The sequence below is a fragment of the Pseudophaeobacter sp. 1A09344 genome (assembly GCF_041008745.1).
GTDB lineage: Bacteria > Pseudomonadota > Alphaproteobacteria > Rhodobacterales > Rhodobacteraceae > Phycobacter > Phycobacter gallaeciensis_A.
The window spans coordinates 1-20,482 of sequence record NZ_JAXGFS010000001.1 but is presented as its reverse complement, the minus strand read 5'-3'; the positions used below and the strand labels follow the sequence as shown (position 1 = coordinate 20,482).

Annotated in this window: 16 protein-coding genes; 4 read left to right on the top strand and 12 right to left on the bottom strand. The window is 63.0% G+C overall.

Features of this window, described 5'->3' with window-relative positions; genetic code table 11:
* Window positions 1-3 precede the first annotated feature (3 nt).
* Complete coding sequence (locus SM765_RS00080; protein ID WP_274833469.1) at window positions 4-1,095, bottom strand: UDP-N-acetylglucosamine--N-acetylmuramyl-(pentapeptide) pyrophosphoryl-undecaprenol N-acetylglucosamine transferase; 1,092 nt, start codon at window positions 1,093-1,095, stop codon at window positions 4-6.
* A 28-nt stretch (window positions 1,096-1,123) separates the two neighbouring features.
* A complete protein-coding gene (ftsW, locus tag SM765_RS00075; RefSeq protein ID WP_274831772.1) occupies window positions 1,124-2,293 on the bottom strand; it encodes a putative lipid II flippase FtsW in 1,170 nt (389 codons plus the stop codon).
* A gap of 168 nt (window positions 2,294-2,461) precedes the next feature.
* Between ftsW and SM765_RS00070 the strand changes: the two genes are divergently transcribed.
* Window positions 2,462-3,655 carry a BaiN/RdsA family NAD(P)/FAD-dependent oxidoreductase gene (locus SM765_RS00070; RefSeq protein WP_274834451.1) on the top strand — a complete coding sequence of 398 codons (1,194 nt, stop codon included), beginning with the start codon at window positions 2,462-2,464 and terminating at the stop codon, window positions 3,653-3,655.
* Between the two features lie 222 nt (window positions 3,656-3,877).
* Here SM765_RS00070 and murD read toward each other — a convergent pair whose 3' ends face one another.
* From murD to SM765_RS00025, 9 genes are all read right to left on the bottom strand, one after another.
* On the bottom strand, window positions 3,878-5,281 hold the full coding sequence (gene murD / locus SM765_RS00065; protein WP_274833466.1) for a UDP-N-acetylmuramoyl-L-alanine--D-glutamate ligase: 1,404 nt from the start codon (window positions 5,279-5,281) through the stop codon (window positions 3,878-3,880).
* Window positions 5,282-5,511: 230 nt separating this feature from the next.
* A complete protein-coding gene (gene mraY, locus SM765_RS00060) occupies window positions 5,512-6,594 on the bottom strand; it encodes a phospho-N-acetylmuramoyl-pentapeptide-transferase (RefSeq protein WP_065273045.1) in 1,083 nt (360 codons plus the stop codon).
* Window positions 6,595-6,606: 12 nt separating this feature from the next.
* Window positions 6,607-8,028: a UDP-N-acetylmuramoyl-tripeptide--D-alanyl-D-alanine ligase gene (locus tag SM765_RS00055; RefSeq protein WP_274836693.1), complete on the bottom strand. Its 1,422-nt coding sequence runs from the start codon at window positions 8,026-8,028 to the stop codon at window positions 6,607-6,609.
* Window positions 8,025-9,527, bottom strand: coding sequence for a UDP-N-acetylmuramoyl-L-alanyl-D-glutamate--2,6-diaminopimelate ligase (locus SM765_RS00050; protein WP_274831769.1), 1,503 nt, complete (start codon window positions 9,525-9,527; stop codon window positions 8,025-8,027). Before SM765_RS00050 ends, SM765_RS00055 begins: the two co-directional genes overlap by 4 nt.
* 18 nt (window positions 9,528-9,545) lie before the next feature.
* Entirely contained in the window at window positions 9,546-11,330 is a 1,785-nt protein-coding gene (locus SM765_RS00045; protein WP_065273042.1) for a peptidoglycan D,D-transpeptidase FtsI family protein, read from the bottom strand.
* Entirely contained in the window at window positions 11,327-11,689 is a 363-nt protein-coding gene (gene ftsL, locus SM765_RS00040) for a cell division protein FtsL (protein WP_065273041.1), read from the bottom strand. The genes SM765_RS00045 and ftsL overlap by 4 nt, the downstream gene beginning before the upstream one ends.
* Window positions 11,686-12,678 carry a 16S rRNA (cytosine(1402)-N(4))-methyltransferase RsmH gene (rsmH, locus tag SM765_RS00035; protein ID WP_274836692.1) on the bottom strand — a complete coding sequence of 331 codons (993 nt, stop codon included), beginning with the start codon at window positions 12,676-12,678 and terminating at the stop codon, window positions 11,686-11,688. Before rsmH ends, ftsL begins: the two co-directional genes overlap by 4 nt.
* 3 nt (window positions 12,679-12,681) lie before the next feature.
* Window positions 12,682-13,185, bottom strand: a complete 504-nt coding sequence (gene mraZ / locus SM765_RS00030) for a division/cell wall cluster transcriptional repressor MraZ (protein WP_082996115.1) — start codon at window positions 13,183-13,185, stop codon at window positions 12,682-12,684.
* Between the two features lie 996 nt (window positions 13,186-14,181).
* The gene (locus SM765_RS00025) at window positions 14,182-15,267 is read right to left on the bottom strand and encodes an Mrp/NBP35 family ATP-binding protein (RefSeq protein ID WP_274836691.1); all 1,086 of its coding nucleotides are present in this window, start codon (window positions 15,265-15,267) and stop codon (window positions 14,182-14,184) included.
* Between the two features lie 312 nt (window positions 15,268-15,579).
* On the opposite strand from SM765_RS00025, the gene SM765_RS00020 reads away from it, so the two are divergent.
* Complete coding sequence (locus SM765_RS00020) at window positions 15,580-15,798, top strand: DUF1127 domain-containing protein (RefSeq protein WP_274828928.1); 219 nt, start codon at window positions 15,580-15,582, stop codon at window positions 15,796-15,798.
* A 740-nt stretch (window positions 15,799-16,538) separates the two neighbouring features.
* Here the strand turns inward: SM765_RS00020 and SM765_RS00015 are convergent.
* Window positions 16,539-18,893 carry an ATP-dependent helicase gene (locus tag SM765_RS00015; RefSeq protein WP_274836690.1) on the bottom strand — a complete coding sequence of 785 codons (2,355 nt, stop codon included), beginning with the start codon at window positions 18,891-18,893 and terminating at the stop codon, window positions 16,539-16,541.
* Between the two features lie 171 nt (window positions 18,894-19,064).
* Between SM765_RS00015 and SM765_RS00010 the strand changes: the two genes are divergently transcribed.
* Both SM765_RS00010 and SM765_RS00005 read left to right on the top strand, forming a co-directional pair.
* Entirely contained in the window at window positions 19,065-20,255 is a 1,191-nt protein-coding gene (locus SM765_RS00010; protein WP_274833457.1) for an alpha-hydroxy acid oxidase, read from the top strand.
* Window positions 20,256-20,391: 136 nt separating this feature from the next.
* A partial coding sequence (locus SM765_RS00005) for a biotin carboxylase N-terminal domain-containing protein (RefSeq protein ID WP_368981411.1) occupies window positions 20,392-20,482 on the top strand: 91 nt, incomplete at its 3' end.

Here is a 20,482-nt window from a genome sequence, read left to right as displayed (position 1 = left end):
GGTCTATCCTTCCTCCGCCAGCTGTTCGACCAGAGCCACCAGACGATTGGTGGCATCGGGAACGCCGACACTTAATGCTGCTTGGGCCATCTGGGCGGCCGCGTCGGGGGCGCTCAGAACGGCAGAGATCTGCTCTGACAGCGCCTGAACGTCAAGGGCGCTTTCGGGGATCAGCACCGCCCCGCCCGCATCAACCAGCCCACGCGCATTAGCGCTCTGGTGGTCTCCCGCCGCGGCGGCGAATGGGATCAGGATCGACGGGCGGCCAATGACCGAGATATCGGCAACCGACGAGGCCCCGGAGCGCGAGATCACCAGCTGCGCCTCGCTCATCCGTGCGGGCACATCGTGAAAAAATGGCTGAACATCGGCTGCAATGCCATGTTCGGCGTAGAAGGCGCTGACGCGTTCGCCATCCTCATCGCGCGCCTGATGGGCCACGCGCAGATGGCGACGGATCCCTTCGGGCAGGGCTGCAATCGCGCCGGGGACCACATCGGACAGGATGCGCGCGCCTTGGCTGCCGCCCATCACCAGCACCGACATCGGATAATCGCCCGGTGGAATATAGGCCGCGCCCGCGCGCTCCAGCACGGCGCGGCGCACCGGGTTCCCAACATGCACGCCCGTGGCGCCCTCGGGCAATTCGGTCGGCCAGACGCCGCAGGCCACCTGCGCCACGCGTTTGGCAAAAAGCTGATTGACCCGGCCCAGAATGCCGTTCTGTTCGTGGATCATCCGGGGCAGACCCAGCAATGTCGCCGCGCCCAGCGCTGGGATCGACGGGTAGCCGCCAAAACCCACCACCGCATCGGGGCGGTCACGCCGCATCTGCAGGGCCATGCTGGCGATACCTCCGGCGATCTTCGGCCCGACCAGCGCCTTGGCCAGCAGCCCGCCGCGGGCAAAGGTGGCCGAGGACACCTCGGTGATTTCCACCGTATGAGGAAAGCCGCCGGTATAGCGGGCGCCGCGCGCATCGGTCGACAGTTTCACCCGCCAGCCCTTGCGCAGCATCTCTTCGGCCAAGGCCTGCGCCGGGAACATATGCCCCCCGGTGCCGCCTGCCGCCATCAATAGCAGTTTCTGTGTCATAAACCCGCGTCGTTTCGTACCTAGTGCGTCAGCCGCGACCGCGGCCACGCAGATAATCTGCAATCTCACCCTGCGGGCGCGAACGGGTAAAGGCCAGCAGCATTCCCATGGCAATGCCCGTCGCGATCAGCGAAGAGCCGCCATAGCTGACGAATGGCAGGGTCATGCCCTTGGCCGGCAAGAGCCGCACCGCAACCCCCATGTTGATCATGGCCTGCACCCCGAACATGCAGACAAGCCCCGTGCCCGCAAGCCGCACGAATGTATCGCGCTCGCGCATCAGACGGAACAGCGAGCGCACCACCACCGTGGCGTAAAGCCCGATCAGCACCGTGACCAGAACCAGCCCGTATTCCTCGGCAGCAACCGCGACGATGAAATCGGTATGGGCATCGGGCAGCGACCATTTCACCTGCCCCTCCCCGACTCCAACGCCGAACAGCCCGCCTTCGCGGATAGCATTGGTGGCATAGCCAAGCTGGGTAGTGGGATCGATATCCGGGTTCAGAAAGCCGTCGATGCGGCGGGCAAAGTGTTCGGAACTGGAATAGGCCATCACACCGCCCATGACCACAACCGCCGCCATGCCAACCAAAAGCAGCATCGGCGCCCCTGCCACAAAATACATCACACCCCATCCGAACAACGTCAGCGAGGCCTGACCAAAATCGGGCTGCATCACCAGCATCAGCACCACGCTCATGCACAGGCCAAAGGAAATCAGCGTGCCCGGCGGGCCGTTGATCTGCTGGCTCGAGGCAATCATCCAGGCCGCAACCACGACAAAACCGGGCTTCAGGAACTCGGACGGCTGCAGCGATGCAAAGCCCAGCGAATACCAGCGTACCGCGCCTTTGCCGAAATCGGTCCCAAAAATAGGCAGCAGCGCCAGCGCCACAAAGGCAAGAGCAAAGCCGATGATCGCAAGCCGCCGCACCAGCGTCGGCGACATCATCGAGGTCAGCACCATGGCGACCAGAGCCGCCCCGCCAAACACCGCTTGTCGCTGCACATAGTGGAAATTGCCGAACCCGTTGCGCTCGGCCAGCGGCACTGAGGCTGCAAGCCCCAGAAGCAGCCCCAGCACGAACAACATCAGGACGCAGGACATCGTCCATTTGTCCAAGGTTCGCCACCATTTGGGAAGAATAGGTTCACCTGATTGTACAGGAACCGCACCATAGACCATCTCAGTCATGGAAACACCGCCGCTCTTTGCCTCGTGATACGCCCCGTTTTTCGGGGTCTGTAATGGAACAGTAACGCGAAACCCGTGATCAGACCAGTGTCTTGATCCCGGCGCGGCAGGATTTTGCGCCCGGGACAGCTCCCTTGCGCGAGAGGTCATTCCATGGTCGATGCCCTTATGCAGGTAAACACCGTGATTCTTGGCGCCGGCGCAGCAGGCATGATGTGCGCAGCCCATACCGGCGGCAGCACGCTGGTGGTCGACCACGCCAAGGCGCCGGGCGAAAAGATCCGCATTTCCGGTGGCGGGCGCTGCAACTTCACCAACCTTTATGCCGATCCCAGCAACTACCTCTCTGGCAACCCTCATTTCTGCAAATCCGCGATGGCGCGCTATACGCAATGGGATTTCATCTCACTCGTGGACCGCCACGGTATCGCCTGGCACGAGAAAACCCTCGGGCAGCTTTTTTGCGACGGCTCAGCGAAACAGATCGTCTCGATGCTGACATCAGAGATGGCAAAGGCCGGGGCCGAATTGTGGCTGCAAACCAGCGTTGGCCCTGTTGAGCAGCGCGATGATGGCTTTGCCCTGACACTGACCAAAGACGGCAAGGATCACCACGTCACCTGCCGCAATCTGGTTCTGGCGACGGGCGGCAAATCCATCCCCAAGATGGGCGCCACCGGTCTCGCCTATGACATCGCCCGCCAGTTCGCCCTGCCACTGACCGCGACCCGCCCCGGCCTTGTCCCCTTCACCTTCCCCGAAGGACGCTTTTCCGCCCTGCCCGGTGTATCCCTGCCCGCGCGCCTTTCCAACGCGCGCGCCAGTTTCGACGAGGCGCTGCTCTTCACGCACCGCGGCCTCTCCGGCCCCGCGGTACTGCAACTCTCCTCCTACTGGCACGAAGGAGAGGAGATTACAGTCAACCTCGCTCCCGAAACCGATATTTTCGCGGCGCTGCGCAGCCAGCGGCAGATCGCGGGCAAGCGCGCGATTGCCACCGAACTGGCCCGCCACCTGCCTGCCCGGTTGGTGGATTATCTGAAAGAGGCGCTCACCCCGACCTACGACCTGACGGCCCGCCTCGCCGATCAATCCGACGCCGCCTTGCAAGCCCTCTGTGATCAACTCAACCAATGGCAGCTGACACCCGGCGGCACCGAAGGCTACCGCACCGCCGAAGTCACCCTGGGCGGCATCGACACCGATGCGCTCTCCTCAAAAACCATGCAGGCCAAATCCCGCCCCGGTCTTTACGCAATTGGCGAGGCGGTGGATGTGACTGGCTGGCTTGGCGGTTACAACTTCCAGTGGGCCTGGGCCTCGGGCCATGCCGCAGGTACAGCCATCGCCGCCACCCGCTGATCACCGCCCCTGATCGAGCGCCCGGATTTCCGCTTCGGAGCCGCCCTCGCCTGCGGCCCGGCAGTCAAATCCGTCGCAGGGGCGCCAGTCAAATTGCCGAGGGGCCCCGCCAGCGGCGGGGAGACGGCTATTTTGCTTGCGCCGCAAAGGCGGGTTTGGCAGGGCAGAAGCAGGACGAGGGTGGAACCGAAACGGATTTCCGCTTGGGTGAGCCCGAAGCCCTTAACCGTTTTCCAATCTGCGCGTGACCTCAGCGATGAAATCCTCACCGCGCTGCTCGAAGTTGTCATATTGATCGAAACTGGCCGCTGACGGCGCGAGCAAAACCGTGTCGCCCGGCTCAGCCTCTGCCATCGCCTGCGCCACAGCCTCACCCATGGTGGTGCAGACCACAGCGTCCACATCCAACTGCATGGCAAAGGTCGCCGCCTCGCGGCCGATCACATAGGCCCGACGCACCGAACCTGTGTGACCTTTCAGGGCCTCCAGCCCACCATCCTTTTCCAGCCCGCCGCAGATCCAGCGGATATTGCCGAAGGCGCTCAGCGCCTTCACTGCGCTGTCCACATTGGTGGCCTTGCTGTCGTTGACGTAGCGCACCCCGCCCGCCTCAGCGATGGTCTGGCTGCGGTGCGGCAGACCGGGATAGCTCTCCAACCCACCTTCGATCATACGCGGCGCCAGCCCTAGCGCCCGCGCGGCGGCATAGGCGGCGCAGGCGTTCTGATGGTTATGCGCCCCCGGCAAGCCCTGCATCGGTCGCAAATCGATCGAAGCCACCTGCCGCCCCTTGCGGTATTCGCTGAGGAACCCCTTGCGGGCAAAGACCTGCCAACCCGGCCCTGTCAGCTTCTGCGCAGCCGAGATGCGGATCACCCGGTCATCACTGGCGGCCTCGGACAGTTGTCCGGCCAGAAACAGCCCTTCATCCTCATCGATACCGACAATGGCACGATCGGGGCCGCCTTCTGCGAACAGGCGCCGCTTGGCCGCGAAATAGCCGCCCATGCCGCCATGCCGGTCCAGATGATCCGGGCTGAGGTTGGTGAAGACCGCCACATCCGGGGTTAGCGCCCGCGCCAGTTCGGTCTGATAGCTAGACAGCTCCAGCACGATCACGCCGCCATTGCCCGGCGGGTCGATATCCAGAACCCCGCGGCCGATATTGCCCGCCATCTGGCTGTCGCGCCCCGCCTGCTCAAGAATATGCTGCAGCAATGCGACCGTGGTGGATTTGCCGTTCGATCCGGTGATGGCCACCACCTTGGGCGGCTGGTCGAACTTGTCCCACTCCCCCGTCGCGACCGAGCGGAAGAACAGCCCGATGTCATTGTCCACCGGCACCCCGGCCATCAGGGCCGCGCGCACAACCGGGTTGGGCTTTGGGTAGAGATGCGGAATGCCCGGGGACACGATCAGGCTGGCGATCCCGTCAAAGGCACCAGCCCGGCTCAGATCGGCGCAGGAGAACCCCTCTGCCTCGGCCCGTTCCCGCGCCTCCGGGTTGTCATCCCAGCAGATCGCCTCGGCGCCGCCAGCCCTGAGGGCCCGCGCCGTGGCAAGGCCGGAGCGCCCCAATCCCAGAACGGCGACCCGCGCCCCTTCAAACCCTCTGACCGGGATCATGCCCACCCTCATCCTTTGATCAAATTTCGGCGCAGAGTGCACCGCCATCACGGCCTTTGCAAGCCGCCGCAAACCGCCCCCGCGCGCGCATTTAGCGCGGGCCACGCCCAACCGCTGGCAGGCGGGCCTGGCCGCCGAAGGGAGCGGGAGAGTCCCCGTGCCTAGCGCAAGGACACCCGCATAAAAAAGGAGGCCGCAGCCCCCTTTTCCTGTCTTCGGATCGCTGCCGCTCAGCGCACTTTCAGCGTTGCCAGACCGATCATCGCCAGGATCAGCGAGATGATCCAGAACCGGATCACGATGGTCGGCTCCGCCCAGCCCTTTTTCTCATAGTGATGGTGAATCGGCGCCATCAGGAACACCCGGCGGCCGGTGCGTTTGAAATAGAGCACCTGAATGATCACGCTCAGCGCCTCGACTACAAAAAGCCCGCCAACAATGGCCAGCACCAGCTCGTGCTTGGTGGCCACCGCGATTGCACCTAGCGCGCCGCCCAAGGCCAACGAGCCGGTATCCCCCATAAACACCGCTGCGGGCGGCGCATTGTACCAAAGAAAGCCAAGCCCGGCGCCGAACAGTGCCATGGTGAAGATAAAGATCTCGCCGGTGTCCTTTACGTAGTGAACGTCCAGATACTGGGAAAAGTCGGCCCTCCCCACGACATAGGCGATCACCCCCAGCGTCAGACCGGCGATCATCGCCGGCACAATCGCCAGACCATCCAGACCATCGGTCAGATTCACCGCATTGGCCGAGCCGACGATAACGCAGACGGTAAAGGGAATGTAGAACAGGCCCAGATTGATCAGCGTATCCTTGAACACTGGCATCGCCAGCTGGTTCTGCAGCTCTGCCCCGTGATAGGCCGAGGCCCAGACCGCCGCGACCACTGCGATCAGAATGCCAAGCCCTAGCCGCAGTTTGCCTGGCACCCCGGCAGTGTTCTGCTTGGACACCTTGGCGTAGTCATCGGCAAAGCCAATCAGCGCGAAGGCCAGCGTCACGAACAGTACCAGCCAGACAAAGGGATTGTCCCACCGCGCCCAGAGCAACGTCGAGGTCAACAAGGCGCCGACGATCAGCAAACCGCCCATGGTCGGCGTCCCGGCCTTGGAGAAATGCCCTTCGGGTCCGTCGTCGCGGATCGGCTGCCCCTTGCCCTGCCGCTTGCGCAGCACGTCGATCAGCGGCCTGCCGAACAGGAAGCCAAAGACCAGCGCCGTCATGAAGGCCCCTCCGGCCCGGAAGGTGATGTAGCGGAAGAGGTTGAAAAAATCACCGCCATCCGACAGCGCCGTCAGCCAATAAAGCATATCAGCCAGTCCTCACTTGGTAGAATTTGCATCAGAGTTCCGGCTGCCATGACCCAAATCGCGGATGCCGTCAACGATGGAGGCGAGCTTCATGCTGAGCGAGCCTTTGACCAGAACCACGTCGCCAGCCCCGATCTGCTCCGGAAGATCAGCCTTTGCTGCCGCACTGTCTGCATGCCAGCCGCCACGTTTTTCATCCGGCAAGGCCTCTGCCAGATGCTGCATCAGCGGCCCGACGCAATGGATCTGATCGATTTCTGCGATGGCAGGATGGCGGGCAAGATCCGCATGCAGTGCGACCTCCTCCGGTCCCAGCTCTTTCATATCGCCAAGATAGGCAATCCTACGCCCGCCCTCTGCCACCGGGGTGGCCGCCAGCACGTCCAGCGCCGCCTTCACCGAGGTTGGATTGGCATTGTAACTGTCATCCAGCAGCAGGACCTGCCCCTGTGACAGCTCCACCATTTCGCGCGCGCCGCGCCCGGTCACCGGCGACCACAGTGCCAGACTGCGAATGGCCTCTGCCAGATCAACGGCCAGCGCATTGACGCAAAGCAGCGCCCCTAGCGCATTCATGGCAAAATGCGCGCCCAGTGACTGGATATGCAACTCGGCCTCAGCACCTAGGATTTCGGCCCTGGCCACGGTTTCCTCGCCTGTCACCTGCGTTGCGATCAGCCGCGCATCGGGTGCGCTTGCACCAAACCATTGCGCCGAAACGCCCAGCTGTTCCGCCCGTTGCCGCAGGACCGGGGCCTCGTCGATATCGGCGTTGAGCACGGCGATGCCGCCCGGCTCCAGCCCATCCAGAATGGCCGCCTTTTCACGAGCAATCCCGGCGACATCATCAAAGGCCTCCAGATGCACGGCGGCCACGGTGGTGATCATCGCCACATGCGGGCGGGCCTGCCGGGCTAGGGGTTCGATTTCGCCCGGATGGTTCATGCCAATCTCGATGACCGCAAATTCCGTATCCTGTGGCATCCGCGCCAGAGTCAGCGGCACGCCCCAGTGGTTGTTATAGCTGGCGACGGCTGCATGGGTACGACCTTGATCCGACAGGATCCGCGCCAGCATTTCCTTGGTCGAGGTTTTCCCGACCGAGCCGGTCACTGCCACCACGCGCGCATTGGCGCGCGCACGTCTGGCACGGCCCAGCGCCTCCAGCCCCTTTTGCACATCCTCGACCAGCAGCAGCGACGCGTCCTCGGGCAGGCCTTCTGGAATGCGTGAGACCAGCGCCGCGCCTGCGCCTGCCTTCAAGGCCTGAGCAACAAAATCATGGCCATCTCGCGCGGCCTTCAGCGCCACGAAGAGATCACCCGGCTGCAGGGTGCGGGTATCGATTGAGACGCCATTGATCTGCCAATCGCCGCGTGCCTCACCGCCGGTTGCAGCGGCGGCCTCGGCTGCGGTCCACAGCGGGGCGCTCATACGGTTTTCCCATCAAGTACGGCCACCGCCATGCTCGCCTGTTCCACATCATCAAAGGGCAGCACATCACTGCCGACAACCTGTCCGGTTTCGTGCCCCTTGCCGCAGATGAGCAGCGCATCGCCCGGCTCGAGCATTGCAACGCCGCGCAGGATCGCCTCGGCGCGGTCGCCCACTTCAATCGCGTCGGGTGCGCCGCCTTTGACAGCGGCCCGGATCACGGCGGGATCTTCGCTGCGCGGGTTGTCGTCGGTGACGATAACCACATCAGCATTGTCATGCGCCGCCTGCCCCATCAGCGGCCGCTTGCCTGCGTCCCGGTCACCACCGGCGCCGACGATGGCAACGAGACGGCCCAAAACATGCGGGCGCAGCGCCTTGATCGCGGTAGCGACTGCATCGGGCGTATGGGCATAATCCACAAAGACAGAGGCGCCGTTCTCACGGGTCGCCGCCAACTGCATCCGCCCACGCACCGTCGTCAGCTCGTGCAGGGTTTCAAAAACGCGTTCGGGCTCTTCGCCGCTGGCGATCACCAGCCCACAGGCCATCAGCACGTTTTCCGCCTGAAAGCCGCCAATGAGGTTCAACCGGGCCATGAAAGGTCTGTCGTGCCACGAGAACCTTATGTCCTGCCCGGTGCCGTCATAGCGCTGCCCCACCAGCGAAAGATCGCCAAGGCCGCGCCCCACGGTAATAACCTCTTGTCCGCGTCCCGCCGCGATGGCGCGCATTTCGGCGCCCCGGGCATCGTCCATATTGATCACCGCGACGCCCTCGTCCGGCAGCACCCGGCGAAAGAGACCCGCTTTGGCTGCGAAATACTCTTCGAAGGTGTGGTGATAATCCAGATGATCCTGGGTGAAATTGGTAAAACCCGCTGCCGCCAGCTGCACCCCGTCAAGGCGCCGCTGATCCAGCCCGTGCGAAGACGCCTCCATCGCGGCATGTGTGACACCGGCCTTTGCCGCTGCCGCAAGGGCGCAGTGCAGAGTGATAGGCTCGGGCGTGGTGTGGGCCAGAGGGTAGCTCCAGGCGCCTTCGACCCCGGTGGTGCCAAGATTCACGGCCTCATGGCCCAGCGCCATCCAGATCTGCCGCACGAAGGTCGCGACTGAGGTTTTACCATTAGTGCCAGTCACCGCAACCATGGTCTGCGGCTGGGCGCCAAACCACAGGGCGGCGGTATAGGCCAGCACCTGCCGGGGGTCCTCGACGACGATCAGCGCCGCGTGGCTTTCTGACAGGGGGCGGGCTGCAATCTCGGCCCCGGCGGCATCGGTCAGGATTGCCGCTGCGCCCTGTTGCAGGGCAGCGGGAATGAAATTGGCGCCATGCACCTGACTGCCGGGCAGAGCCGCAAAAAGCGCGCCATCGCCCACCCGGCGACTGTCGACCACCAGATCGGAAATCATCGGGTCCGCGCCGCCGCGGGCGGTCAGCCCCAGTTGGCTGAGGGGACGTGGGTCCGGTCTGTCTTGCGGGGTATTGCGGCTCATGAGGCGCCCTCACCTGAGTCAGTTAGAGGTGAGGGTTATATCAGCCACCTCGGTGGGTTCAACTTGCGGTCTCAGCCCCAGCAGAGGCGCGACCCGCTTGATCATCTCGGCGGCCACCGGCACAGCGGTCCAGCCTGCCGTGCGGCGCTCCTCGTCATAGGCGAAGACCGAAGGTTCATCCAACGTCACGACCAGCACGTATTTTGGATCCTGCGCCGGAAAGATCGAGGCGAAGGTGGCGATCACCTTGTCCTCGTAATAGCCGCCGCGCGGGCGTGGCTTGTCCGCAGTCCCAGTCTTGCCGCCCACCTGGTAGCCGGGCACCCGAGCAAAGCTGGCAGTGCCTTCGGTCACCACGCGGCGTAGCATGGTGCGGGCCGCCTTCGCTGCTTCTTCAGAAAGCACACGCTCACCGTGCTGAGCGCCCCGCTGTTTCAGAACCGTCGGGCTGACGTGATAGCCGCCATTGGCAATGGCGGCATAACCCGCCGCCAGATGCATCGGCGTGGTCGAAATTCCGTGACCATAGGAAATGGTCATCGCAGAAAGCTCGGACCAGTTCTTCGGGGTCAATGGCGTGCCGCCGCTGGCCTCGACGATCTCGAATGGTGTTGGCTCCAGCATGCCCAGCTCACCGAGGAAGCTTCTCTGCCGCTCGGCGCCAATCTGCTGCGCCAGCCGTGCGGTGCCGATATTCGAGGATTTCTCGATGATCTCGGTCACCGACAACTCGTTGCCGTAGTTGTGGAAATCTCGGATCGCGAATTTGCCCCAGCGCAGCGGCCCACGGGTGTCGATCACGGTCTCCGGTGTCACCAACCCCAGATCCATCGCCTGCGCTGCCGCGAAAATCTTGAAGGTCGAGCCGAGCTCATAAACGCCCTGCACCGCGCGGTTGAATAGCGGGCTAACCGACGGGTCGAACCCCGAGGTGGGTGGACGCGGACGTTCGTTGGGATCGAAATCCGGCAGCGACACCACCGAAATCACCTCACCCGTGTGCACATCCATCAGGATCGAGGTGGCCCCCTTGGCGTTCATCAGCTTCATGCCGCCATCCAGCACCCGCTCGGCGGCAGCCTGGATCGTCAGATCCAGCGAGAGTTGCAGCGGTTTATCGCCATTACCGGGGTCACGCAGGTAATCGTCGAACTGCTTTTCGACACCGGCAACGCCGATCACCTCGGCTGCCGAAACGCCTTCCTTGCCGAAACCGGCGCCGCCCAGAACATGGGCTGCGACGCTGCCATTGGGATAAAGCCGCATCTCGCGCGGGCCGAACAAGAGGCCGGGATCGCCGATATCATGCACCGCCTGCTTCTGTTCGGGACTGATTTTCTTCTTGATCCACAGGAACTTGCGTTTGCCAGTGAAATCTTCAACCAGATCTTCGCGGTCCAGATCCGGGAAAATTTCGGCCAGGCGCGTAGCGGCGCCCTCCGGGTCGATCATCTGCGGCGGCTGCGCGTAAAGAGAGTGCGTCTCGAAATTGGTCGCCAGAATACGGCCCTGCCGGTCGACGATATCGGCGCGCTGCGCAGCGATGGCGCTGCCCGCGGCGCTGGCTACCGGCTCGCTCGGCTCAGAGGTGGCCAGGACCCCCATCCGGCCGATCACTGCAGTATAGGCACATAGGAAAAACACCCCAAGCACCAGAAGCCGCCCCTCGGCACGCTGGCGCGATTTCGCCTGCATTTCTTCATGCCGCAGGCGGATGTTTTCTTCTTCGATCACATCCGGGTTCTGCCCGGTAGCACGGGCGTTCAGAATACGAGCCAGAGGGCGCAGCGGCGTGCGGATCATGGCTGCTCTCCTGTACCGCGATCCCGGTTCAACCCGGAAACATCGACACCGTTTGCAATGCTAAAGTCCTGCTCAAGCGGGTACGACACCTCGTCCACGCGACCGAACTGATCGGGGCGCAGCGGCAGAAGGCCCAGCCGGTCAAAGTTCAGCTCAGCAAGACCGATCAGACGGTCGGGGCGGTTGAGATAGGCCCATTCCGCGCGCAGAACGCCCAGCCGCACCTGTGCGGCGCCGATCTCGCGTTGCAGATTGCGGGTTTCCTTCAGGACCTGCTGCGTGGCGTAGTTTTCGCGATAGGCCCAGAAGGCCAGACCAAAGACCGCCAGAGCGGTGACAGCGTATAAAAGCGTCTTCATTTCCGCGCCTCCTTTAGCTGTGGCATGCCCAGATCGCGGGCCGAGATCGGTGCAGGTGCCGCATCGGTTCGCCGCCCCACACGCAGGCGGGCCGAGCGGGAGCGCGGGTTTTCCGCCAATTCCTGATCATCCGGGCCGACCGCCTTGCGGGTGACAATTTCGAACTGCGCGGGCAGCTCTTCGATTTCGGGGGCATAACGGTTCGCACGCCCTGTCTTGCCAGCACGGTGCTGGAAAAACCTTTTGACCATGCGGTCCTCGACCGAATGGAAGGTGACCACTGCCAGAAGGCCTCCGGGTTTCAGCGCCCGTTCGGCGGCCAGAAGACCTTCGAACAGCTCGTCATATTCAGCGTTCACCGCAATGCGCAGCGCCTGAAAGCTGCGCGTCGCCGGGTGGGATTGTCCGGGTTTGGCGCGCGGCAGGCAGGATTCCACCAAGCTCGCCAGTTGCAACGTTGTGGTGATCGGCTCAACTTCGCGCGCCTTGACGATGGCGCGGGCGATCCGGCGACTGGCGCGTTCTTCGCCATAGTAGAACAGGATGTCGGCAAGCTCGGCTTCGCTCAGCTCGGCAACCAGATCGGCGGCCGAGGGGCCTTCCTGCGACATGCGCATATCCAGTGGGCCGTCCTTCATGAAGGAAAAGCCGCGTTCGGCGAGATCGAGCTGCATCGAAGAGACGCCAAGGTCCAGCACCACGCCATCCAGATCCTGCGCGTATTCATCCATACGGGAAAACACGCCCTGCTGCTGCACCAGCCGGTCGCCATACTCCCCTGCCCAGGGTTTGGCCATTTCAAAGGCCAGCGGGTCGCGATCCACTGCGATCACCTGATCAGCGCCTGCCTCCAGCAGGGCACGGGTATAGCCCCCTGCCCCAAATGTGCCATCGAGCCAACGCCCGGTGACCGGCGCCACCGCCTTCAACAGCGGGCGCAGCAAGACGGGAATATGCGGGCCGGATGCGGATGTGTGCTCGGTCGTCATGCCTCAGACCCCTCCGGCGCCATCAAGGAATTCCAGTGGGTCGAAATCTTCGGGCAGATCTTCCATCAGCTTTTCAGCTTCGGCCATTTCGACCTCTTCATAGGTCTGCGGCTTCCAGATCTGGAAGGTATCGCCCGCCGCGATAAAGAAAGCCTCACCCTCCAGCCCGATCTTGTTGCGCAGCTTGGCCGGAAGCACCAGACGCCCGGTCTCGTCCACCGTTGTCGGCAGGGACTGGCCGTTGAACATGCGTTCCAAAATCTTGCGCTCGCGCGAGCCGCGCGGCAGGGCTGCGATCTTGGCATCGACCTCGTCGATCGCCTCGATGGTGTAGCATTCCAGGAATTTGCGGCGCTCATCGCCGTAGACGATTACCAGTTCGGGGCTGTCCCCGGGCTGCCAGTTGGGATCGCTGGCCTCAAGAACACGGCGAAAGGTGGCGGGTATCGACACCCGCCCCTTGCTGTCCACCTTATGGTGGCTTTCGCCTCTGAACCTGCGGCCCAATTTACCGTCCCTTTTTCGCGTCCCTCGCGAGATATCTGCCCCCCGAAAGTAAAAGGGGCGGGCTGATCTGCTGCCACTGATCAACCCGCCGCCTGTCCCGCTATGCGGGGGTGTCCGACTGCGCACGCCATCTGGGGGGATGTCTGCTCGCCCGCGCGCCGGATCTCTTTGTTCGATGAAAGCGAAGGCCTGTATGAAACCTGCTTTTTTGATTTTTACGGGGTCGTTTGGCGCCCCATCCTTGCTCTCCGTCGATGTAGAAAGGGATACTATGGGAATTCAGGGTACGGCAACTAATTTCTTCACGGCAACGTGGGCAAGCATGGGCCAGTTGTCTCAATTTCCGTTAATTCTCCATTAACACTTCGGCTAAATTCCGCCTAATTTGGGCAAGATTAATGATAAGTAACTACATATAGTGGCCACAACAACGCCCCAAAATGACCCATAGTTTCCCAGAAAAAGTTTCAAGAGACTCGCGGGGCACACCTATGTTCACGGTACACCCCCACCCCTTTCTGCAACGACCCGGGCAGGGAGAGGCGAAACACCCCTTGGTCCCATGGAATTGGGCAGATGTGATTCGCGGCGGGACCCGCAACCACCGCAGCGAACCCATGATTTCCCACGACCCGACCTCTGCAGTGCAGCCCATGGTTTCCCATCGACCGCGACTACACGAGGGTCGGGACGAAAAATTGGGAGGTCCTAATGGGATGACATGGGACAGAGGCACAAAACCGCAGCCTGATCGCACCAGATCAAGCCGCACCCCGGCAGACCCCGCCCGCTCCGCGCCCAGACAAAGGGATCGCCTCCCACCAGCACAGAGCGGTGACGCCTCGCAGAGGCAACAGGGACCGCAACAGCGACCCATCCGGGGCGAAACAGCACGGCAGAGGCAGGCCTGCACGACAACATGAAGACACCGGACCGCCCGCGCAGCCCGGCACCTATTATGTATTCAGATAGATGTAGACTGACCGGAAAACCGGATCAGGCCATACCGCCATGCACCAGACCAGAGGCAATCCGGCCATAGGCCTCGGCCATGGCCCCCTCGCCCGCGGCAACAGGCGTGCCGCCATCCCCCGCCAGGCGGGTCTCAAGATCGATGGGCAGCGCCCCCAGAAGCGGCAAGCCCAGCTTTTCAGCCTCGGCCGCCACCCCGCCATGACCAAAGATGTGATGATCGCCGCCGCAGTCGGGACAGGTGAAGAAGGACATATTCTCGATCAGTCCCAGAACCGGTGTTTTCAGCTGGCTGAACATGTCCAGCGCCTTGCGCGCGTCGATCAGCGCCACATCCTGCGGGGTGCTGACAACGATGGCGCCGGTCAGCTCTGCCTTGGTGCACAGCGTCAGTTGCACATCACCGGTGCCGGGCGGCAGATCTACGATCAGCACGTCCAGCTCTCCCCAATTGACCTGCCCCAGCATCTGCTGCAACGCGCCCATCAGCATCGGACCGCGCCAGACCACGGCTTTTGCCTCATCCACCATGAAGCCGATCGACATCACCGTGACGCCATGCGCGTGCAGCGGCTCGATGGTCTTGCCGTCCGGGCTGGCAGGCCTGCCCGTTACCCCCATCATGCGCGGCTGGCTGGGACCGTATATATCTGCATCCAGCAGACCAACCCGCCGCCCCTGCCGGGCAAGGGCCACCGCGAGATTGGCGCTGACAGTGGATTTACCGACGCCTCCCTTGCCCGAAGCGATGGCAAGAATGCGCGCCACCCCAGCGGGCTTGATCGGCCCTTGTTGCGGTTTCGGGTGGCCGCCGACCTTGAGCGAGGGCGCCCCCTGCCCGCCACCGGGTGCGGATGCCGCCGGAGCATGCGCGGTCAGCGCCGCCGTCACGCTGGACACGCCATCAAGAGCGAGGACCGCCGCTTCGGCGGCGCGGCGCAGGGGTTCCATCTGCTGGGCAATCGCCGGGCTGGGCGCTTCGATCACGAAGCGGACGGTGTCACCGTCGACACTGAGCGCCCGCAACATATCCCGGGACACCAGGGTGCCCCCATCCGGCAAGGCCAGCCGCTCCAGCGCGGCGCGAATCTGATCGTGGGTCACCGGCATGGCGCTCTCCTGTCTTTCCTGCCCCTCTTTGGGCGCCCACCCTATATAGGAGCGCCCGCGCCAGCCCAAGCGCGATTGCCGTGACGGCAGCTTTACGCATCCCAGACATAAACCGCCCCAAGAATAGGCAATTTCTCCAACCCCGCACAAAACCACACCAATTTTCCACACATCCCCCAGATGACCCATGCAAATGCTGCATGGCAGAAATGCTGACTCTTGGGATTGTGCAGTTGCAGCATTTCCCTAAATTGGTGTTCAAGAAACGCCTTTAACGGCACACGGAAATTTACGGAACTGAGGATCTGCCCAATGGCTGCAGTAAATCACATCACCGCCCACAAGGGCTCGCTGGCCGCAAACGGCCTGGGCCTGATCGACGAGCTGAAACTGAAAATCGCGCGTTACCGTCTGTATCGCGAAACCCTGAATGAGCTCTCCGCCCTGTCGAACCGCGAACTGGCGGATCTGGGGCTGAACCGCTCGATGATCAAACGTCTGGCCTACCAGGCCGCATACGAAAACGCATAACCGAGATCAGGCTCTTTTCTCCTCCTCCCTAAAGGGCCTGTGTTCCGCGGTGACATCTTCCTCCTCCCTGATGTCACCGCACCCCATACCGGGATCAAACCCGGGATCTGATACATCCGGTCTTCTCCTCCCTTTTGACCAGATGTTGTTCAGAGCGGCGACACCTCTCCTCCTCCCTGGTGTCGCCGCACCTCATACCGGGCTCAAACCCGGACGCTGATACATCCGGTCTCTCCTCCCATTTGACCGGATGTTGTTCAGAGCGGCGGCACCTCTCCTCCTCCCTGGTGCTGCCGCACCTTATACCGGGATCAAACCCGGGACCTGATGCATCCGGCCCTCCTCCCATTTGGCCAGATGTTGTTCAGAGCGGCGGCACCTCTCCTCCTCCCTGGTGTCGCCGCACCTCATACCGGGATCAGACCCGGACGCTGATACATTCGGTCTCTCCTCCCATTTGGCCGAATGTTGAAAAGAACGGCGGTGCCTTCCTCCTCCCTGGCACCGCCGTTTTTGCATTTCACGCCCCCCAGAAATCACCCGACACCATCGCCAGCCGCTGCGCGCCCACCCTTCTCGCTCCGCAGCCGTTGCAACGGGGCAATGGCGCGGGGGCGCTGGCAGCATCGCTGCCAGCGCCCCCGCGCCCGGATCGGATCGCAACGCGATCCGACCGCATCATTCCATTTTCAGATTAATATGCTCAGGGCAGCCAGAAAGCAGACTGGCTCCGGCACAGCTCAAAACGGCACATCGTCATGGGCGGTGACGAATTTCGCGATCACCTTTTTCACCCCGGCCTTTTCGAAATCCACTTCCAGCTTGTCACCTTCGATACCGGTGATCGCGCCATAGCCGAATTTCTGGTGAAACACCCGCTCGCCAATCGTAAAGCTGGAGGTCGCCGTCAAATCGATCACCTGATTGCGGCTTTCCCTTGGCTGCGACAGCCCGCGCTCCCCGGCCCGCGCCTGCATGCGCTTCCAGCCCGGCGAATTATAGCCATCCGCCTGCGCCATCCGTTCGTCGATTCGGGACTGCACTGGCGTACCGCCCGCCGCTGCGCCATAGCCGCCGCCGTATAGACCCGGCGGCGTAAGCACCTCCACATGCTCTTCAGGCAGTTCATCAATGAACCGCGAGGGCAACTGCGACTGCCACTGGCCAAAGACCCGGCGGTTACCCGCAAAGGAAATCGTGCAGATCTTCTCCGCCCGGGTGATGCCCACATAGGCAAGGCGCCGCTCTTCCTCGAGCCCTTTGAGACCGCTTTCATCCATCGACCGCTGCGAGGGGAACAACCCGTCCTCCCAGCCCGGCAGGAAGACGGCTGGAAACTCCAAACCCTTGGCCGCGTGCAGGGTCATTATGCTGACCTTCTGCTCGGCGTCCTGTTTATCGTTGTCCATCACCAGGCTGACGTGTTCGAGGAAGCCTTGCAGGTTCTCGAAATTCTCCAGCGCCTTCACCAGTTCCTTGAGGTTCTCCAAACGGCCCGGGCTATCCGGGTTCTTGTCCATCTGCCACATGGTGGTATAGCCGCTTTCGTCCAGGATGATCTCGGCCAGCTCCATATGACTGATGTCGGAATCGCCTGCCATCCGACCCCAGCGGCGCAGATCCTCGGTCAGCTGACGCAGCGCAGCGCCGCCCTTGCCCTTGATCTCACCGCTGTCGACGGCCAGCCGTGCCCCTTCGAGCAGCGAAACGCCATTCTCGCGCGCCGCGATCTGGATCTTCTGCTGTGCCTTGTCGCCAAGGCCCCGCTTGGGCGTGTTGACAATGCGCTCAAAGGCCAGATCGTCCTCCGGCGAGACCACCAGCCGGAAATAGGCCATAGCGTCGCGAATCTCGAGCCGCTCGTAGAATCGCGGCCCGCCAATCACCCGGTAGGGCAAGCCGATGGTCAGGAAACGGTCCTCAAAGGCGCGCATCTGGTGGCTGGCGCGCACCAGAATCGCCATCTGGTTCAGATCCACCGGATCCTGCCCACGGGTGCCGCGCTGCATGGCCTCGATCTCTTCCCCGATCCAGCGCGCTTCTTCTTCACCGTCCCAATGGCCGATCAGGCGCACCTTTTCGCCGCCAGTTGCCTCGGTCCACAGCTCTTTGCCCAGACGCCCTGCATTGCCCCGGATCACGCCGGAGGCCGCCGCCAGGATATGCTCGGTCGAGCGGTAATTCTGCTCTAGCCGCACCACCTTGGCACCGGGAAAGTCCTTTTCGAACCGCAAGATATTGCCCACCTCGGCGCCGCGCCAGCCATAGATCGACTGATCGTCATCGCCGACACAGCAGATATTCTTGTGCCCGGCCGCCAGCAGCCGCAGCCACATATACTGCGCGACGTTGGTATCCTGATATTCGTCGACCATGATGTAGCGGAACCAGCGTTGATACTGAGACAGCACATCCGGATGATTCTGGAAAATCGTCACCATATGCAGCAGCAAATCGCCAAAATCGACGGCATTCAATTCTTTCAGGCGGGCCTGATACTGGGCGTAGAACTCGGTGCCGCGATGGTTATAGGCGCTGGCATCGGCCACTGGCACGCTCTCCGGTGTCAGGGCGCGGTTCTTCCAGTCGTCGATGATCCCGGCCAGCATCCGCGCGGGCCAGCGTTTGTCATCGATCCCGGCGGCTTGGATCAGCTGCTTCAGGAGGCGGATCTGATCGTCAGTGTCCAGAATGGTGAAATTCGACTTCAGCCCGGCCAGTTCTGCATGGCGGCGCAGCAGCTTGACGCAGATCGAGTGAAAGGTGCCAAGCCAGGGCATGCCCTCGGCAGGCTGGCCCAGCATCCGGCCGACCCGCTCTTTCATCTCGCGCGCCGCCTTGTTGGTAAAGGTCACGGCGAGGATCTCATTCGGGCGCGCCTGTCCAAGGGTCAGCAGATGCACGATCCGGGTGGTCAGCGCCTTTGTCTTGCCGGTGCCTGCGCCCGCCAGCATCAGAACCGGCCCGTCCAGGCATTCCACGGCGTCCCGCTGGGCCGGGTTCAGCCCGTCCAGATAGGGTTTGGGGCGCGCAGCCATGGCGCGGGCGGAGAGGGAAGCGCCCTCAAAGGCGTCCATTTCATCGAAACTGCTCATGGGCGTGATCCTAGCGTGATTCATCTGCGCGGGAAAGGGGACGTTCACACTATGTTCACGCCTCTTTTTTACCGCGAACCGCTCCCCAGTGGCGCCGCTGTCTGCGCCCGCCTGGGCCCCTGTTAGAATTCTGTAACATTTTCGCTAGACTTTCGCTGCAAAGCAGCAATTATGCGCCGCATGAACATGCACCAGGATCTGCACCTGCATTACCCCGGCCTGTCTGACCTGCGCGCAGCAGCACGCAAGCGCCTGCCCCGCTTTGTCTGGGAGTATCTGGACAGCGCCACCGGCACCGAAGCCACCCAAAGGCGCAACCGCACCGCGCTGGACCGGGTCGGCTTCCTGCCCTCCATCCTGCATGGCCCGCTTGAGATCGACCTGTCGACGCAGCTGTTTGGCGCGACGCTGCCCCTGCCCTTTGGCATTGCGCCGGTGGGCATGTCGGGACTGATCTGGCCAGATGCCGAAGGCCACCTGGCCCGCTGCGGCGCCCGCACCGGCATTCCCTACAGCCTGTCGACCGTTGCAAGCCAATGCCCCGAAGATCTGGCGCCGCATCTGGGCGAGCAGGCCTGGTTCCAGCTTTACCCCCCCAAGGACGAAGGCATCCGCAAGGACATGCTGGCCCGGGCCCGGGACGCGGGCTTCAAGGTGCTGGTGCTGACCGTGGATGTCCCTGTCGCCTCACGGCGGGAACGGCAAACGCGATCCGGCCTCACCCAGCCGCCGCGCCTCACGCCACGCCTGCTGGCGCAGGTAGCGATGCGCCCGGCCTGGGCCATGGGCATGGCCCGTCAGCACCGACACGAGGGCGGCATGCCGCATATGCGTACCCTCGACAAATACACCGCCGAGGCCACTGGTGAGAGCCGTTCCTCCACCGCCCATATCGGGTATCTGCTGCGCACCTCGCCCGATTGGGACTATGCGCGCTGGCTGCGCGATCACTGGGATGGTCCTTTTGTGATCAAGGGCGTGATGCGCGCCGAGGACGCGCAGCCGTTGGAGAAAATTGGCGTCGATGGGCTCTGGGTGTCGAACCACGCCGGGCGCCAGTTCGACGGAAGCCCCGCCGCCATCGAAGTGCTACCCGAGCTGCGCGCCGCCACGGACCTGCCGCTGATCTTTGACAGCGGCATCGAAGGCGGCCTCGACATCCTCAGGGCGCTGGCGCTTGGCGCCGATTTCGTCATGCTCGGCCGCGCCTTTCACTTCGCGCTGGCCGCGCTGGGGCCGACCGGTCCCGACCATCTGATCGACATCCTGAAAAAGGATCTGGAGGCGAACATGGGCCAGCTCGGCACGCCGGATCTTGCCTCTTTGCCAGCGGCCAGACCGCTCAACCACACTGCCCCGTGAGCCCGCTTTCGCTCCGCGCGGCGGAAAAGCACAAAATGAGAGCGCAATCATGCCCCGCACTACCCAGTACTACGGGTATACTGCACGCCAAGATGCGCCTAACACATCGCCAGACTGAACGACCTCGGGGGAAGATATGACCGACTTCAAGAAAATTCTGATCGCCAACCGCGGCGAGATAGCGATCCGCGTGATGCGGGCTGCGAATGAGATGGGCAAGAAGACCG

Coding starts and splice junctions, on each gene's coding strand:
- SM765_RS00080 (WP_274833469.1), bottom strand. CDS start 1,095: ATGACACAGAAACTGCTATTGATGGCGGCAGGCGGCACCGGGGGGCAT.
- SM765_RS00010 (WP_274833457.1), top strand. CDS start 19,065: ATGCGCCGCATGAACATGCACCAGGATCTGCACCTGCATTACCCCGGC.
- SM765_RS00015 (WP_274836690.1), bottom strand. CDS start 18,893: ATGAGCAGTTTCGATGAAATGGACGCCTTTGAGGGCGCTTCCCTCTCC.
- ftsW (WP_274831772.1), bottom strand. CDS start 2,293: ATGACTGAGATGGTCTATGGTGCGGTTCCTGTACAATCAGGTGAACCT.
- rsmH (WP_274836692.1), bottom strand. CDS start 12,678: ATGACGACCGAGCACACATCCGCATCCGGCCCGCATATTCCCGTCTTG.
- SM765_RS00070 (WP_274834451.1), top strand. CDS start 2,462: ATGCAGGTAAACACCGTGATTCTTGGCGCCGGCGCAGCAGGCATGATG.
- ftsL (WP_065273041.1), bottom strand. CDS start 11,689: ATGAAGACGCTTTTATACGCTGTCACCGCTCTGGCGGTCTTTGGTCTG.
- SM765_RS00050 (WP_274831769.1), bottom strand. CDS start 9,527: ATGAGCCGCAATACCCCGCAAGACAGACCGGACCCACGTCCCCTCAGC.
- SM765_RS00045 (WP_065273042.1), bottom strand. CDS start 11,330: ATGATCCGCACGCCGCTGCGCCCTCTGGCTCGTATTCTGAACGCCCGT.
- murD (WP_274833466.1), bottom strand. CDS start 5,281: ATGATCCCGGTCAGAGGGTTTGAAGGGGCGCGGGTCGCCGTTCTGGGA.
- mraY (WP_065273045.1), bottom strand. CDS start 6,594: ATGCTTTATTGGCTGACGGCGCTGTCGGATGGCGGTGATTTTTTCAAC.
- SM765_RS00025 (WP_274836691.1), bottom strand. CDS start 15,267: ATGCCGGTGACCCACGATCAGATTCGCGCCGCGCTGGAGCGGCTGGCC.
- SM765_RS00055 (WP_274836693.1), bottom strand. CDS start 8,028: ATGAGCGCCCCGCTGTGGACCGCAGCCGAGGCCGCCGCTGCAACCGGC.
- SM765_RS00020 (WP_274828928.1), top strand. CDS start 15,580: ATGGCTGCAGTAAATCACATCACCGCCCACAAGGGCTCGCTGGCCGCA.